The sequence below is a fragment of the Vibrio scophthalmi LMG 19158 genome, from assembly GCF_000222585.1.
Taxonomy (GTDB): Bacteria; Pseudomonadota; Gammaproteobacteria; order Enterobacterales; family Vibrionaceae; genus Vibrio; species Vibrio scophthalmi.
In genome coordinates, this window is sequence record NZ_AFWE01000215.1 from 1 (window position 1) to 2650 (window position 2650).

General features: G+C 44.0%; 1 protein-coding gene and 3 tRNA genes. All 4 read left to right on the plus strand.

What is annotated here, in order from left to right; all coding sequences use genetic code 11:
* The first annotated feature begins 23 nt into the window (after positions 1-23).
* Positions 24-99 (plus strand) — tRNA-Thr (locus RH88_RS19415).
* A gap of 7 nt (positions 100-106) precedes the next feature.
* Positions 107-182, plus strand: a tRNA-Phe gene (locus RH88_RS19420).
* 39 nt (positions 183-221) lie between these two features.
* Positions 222-297 (plus strand) — tRNA-Asn (locus RH88_RS19425).
* A gap of 505 nt (positions 298-802) precedes the next feature.
* Positions 803-2428: a methyl-accepting chemotaxis protein gene (locus tag RH88_RS19430; RefSeq protein WP_005599243.1), complete on the plus strand. Its 1626-nt coding sequence runs from the start codon at positions 803-805 to the stop codon at positions 2426-2428.
* The last annotated feature ends 222 nt before the right edge of the window (positions 2429-2650 follow it).

The window sequence follows — 2650 nt, forward strand, 5'->3', positions numbered from 1 at the left end:
CAAGTTAGCAAAGAATTTAGTGTGCCGACTTAGCTCAGTAGGTAGAGCAACTGACTTGTAATCAGTAGGTCACCAGTTCGACTCCGGTAGTCGGCACCATTCTTTTGCCTCGATAGCTCAGTCGGTAGAGCAGAGGATTGAAAATCCTCGTGTCGGTGGTTCGATTCCGCCTCGAGGCACCATTATTTGGTGCTTATCTCGCAAGAGATGACACAGATAATTCCCCCTTAGTTCAGTCGGTAGAACGGCGGACTGTTAATCCGTATGTCGCAAGTTCAAGTCTTGCAGGGGGAGCCACTTTAAGAAAACCGTATCGCAAGATACGGTTTTTTTTCGTCTCAAGCTTGGTAAATAAAATCGACACATTTCCGCATCATAACCTCCTCCCTACTCTTTCAGTTTTTCCTGCAAGCGGTCATTTCATTAAGTGTAAAAATCAACAGACTCCTTCATCTCAGTTTCATATTGCGTTATATTTATACGAAACGGCATGCCATAACTATTTTTTTGCTGCGTAATAAATGGCTAGATAATTAGAAAACGTCTCGTAATCTGACTACATAATTCCAAAATTCCGGACTTAATACAGTCAAACCTGATCTTTCTATGCATTTATCTCGAATCACCACCTTTTTTATTTTGTAGCGAAAATTTAATCAGCGTCATATTTTTGAGCTTTGCCGCTATACCGCGCCAAGGTGGGACGTAATAATTTTGTCATATTCGACGATACCAAAAGCTAGTCGCTGTTAAAGGCTGTCTAAATTGACGTATCACTAACAACGTAAACTCGCGAGGGCGTATGAAACTCAAAACTCAGGCCTATATTCTGTCAGCCATCATTTTAACCGCACTTTTAGCACTGACAGTGACAGGACTATGGACACTGCGCGTGGCCAGTAATTTGGACAACAAAGCTCGAGTCACCGAACTATTCAAAAGTGCTTACAGCATTTTGACTGAAGTTGAACAAATGGCCGTAGAAGGCTCATTAGGCGAAGACGAAGCAAAAGCACTTGCCACTCGCCTGCTACGCAACAACATCTACAAAGACAATGAGTATGTTTATGTGGCAGACGAAAATATGATTTTCGTTGCCACCCCATTGGATCCTCAATTGCACGGCACCAGTTTTAACGACTTTAAAGACGGCGATGGAAAAAGTGTTGGTCAGTTGATCCAACGTGTACTTGGAAACACGACAGGTCAGATCGTCGAATACACTTGGACACAAAAACTGGAAGACGGCACGATTGAGGAAAAACTCTCGATCGCTGAAAAAACACCACATTGGGGTTGGGTTGTTGGCACTGGTATTGGCTTCAATGAAGTCAATGCGCGCTTCTGGTCTACCGCACAATGGCAGCTACTACTTTGCTTCGCCATCGCTATCGGCATCTTTAGCGTGCTACTCGTCTCTATCCGTAAAATGCTGGCGCTACTCGGTGGCGAGCCACAAGACGTGCACAGTGCGGTACAGGCCGTTGCACAAGGTAATATTCAAGCATCATTTGATAAGTCTGCTCCGAAAGGCAGTATTTACGAAGCCGTCCAGCAGATGAGCCTATCACTGGCACAGCTAGTGAAAAACCTCGATACCTCGATGATCGCATTACGACAAGAACTGGCCAATGTTGAAGACCGTTCTGCTTCAATCGCAAGTTTGACAGATTCACAGCAACAATCGACTGAAATGATTGCCACTGCGATGACAGAAATGGCCTCTTCTGCGAATAACGTCGCTGATTCAGCGCGTGATACCGCAAGCAATACCGAAGAAGCCGATAAGCAGAGTCAACACACTCAGCATCTAATTCACAATACCGTGGATAATATCCAAGGTTTGGCATCTCAACTCGGCACGGCAAGCCAAGCAGTGGCTGATCTTGATAGCGACGTAAATAACATCGTAAAAGTACTTGATGTGATTGGTGACATTGCTGAGCAAACTAACCTACTCGCGCTGAATGCGGCAATTGAAGCTGCTCGTGCTGGCGAACAAGGCCGTGGTTTTGCTGTTGTAGCCGATGAAGTTCGCAACTTGGCGGGCAGAACACAATCAAGCACTAAAGAGATCCAGCAGATGATCACTAATCTGCAAGCGGGCTCTCGCAATGCCATTAACACGATGGAAGTGTGTGCAGAAACCAGCCAAAGCACAGTGGTGGAATCACAAAATGCCTCTGAAGCACTGCAGCAGATCGTTATTGCACTCGAATCGATTACTCAAATGAGCCATCAAATTGCCACGGCAGCAGCTGAACAGACTCAAGTAGGTGATGATATTGCTAAGCGAATTAACCTAATTGAAGAGAGTGGTAATCAGCTAAGTAATGTGGTTGCAGAGAGTCACAGCAGTACACAAAGTCTAAATACTTTGGCGAATGACTTAGAAAACTGGGTAAGTAAGTTCACTGTTAAGCAATAATTCCTAACAGAAACCATAAAAAGCACGCTTTAACGCGTGCTTTTTTTCTGCCTGATAGCAACTAATGCTGCGCTTTTTTAGAGAAAATGCATGGTTCAACTAGCCTTACAAGCCTATAAATGGCTAAAAACAGCCCATTAAGTATAGAAAAGCAACAAACGATATTTTTTTTGCATTTTAATGTTGACCTAAAAAGCAAAAAGCCGTTTAATACACCTCGTC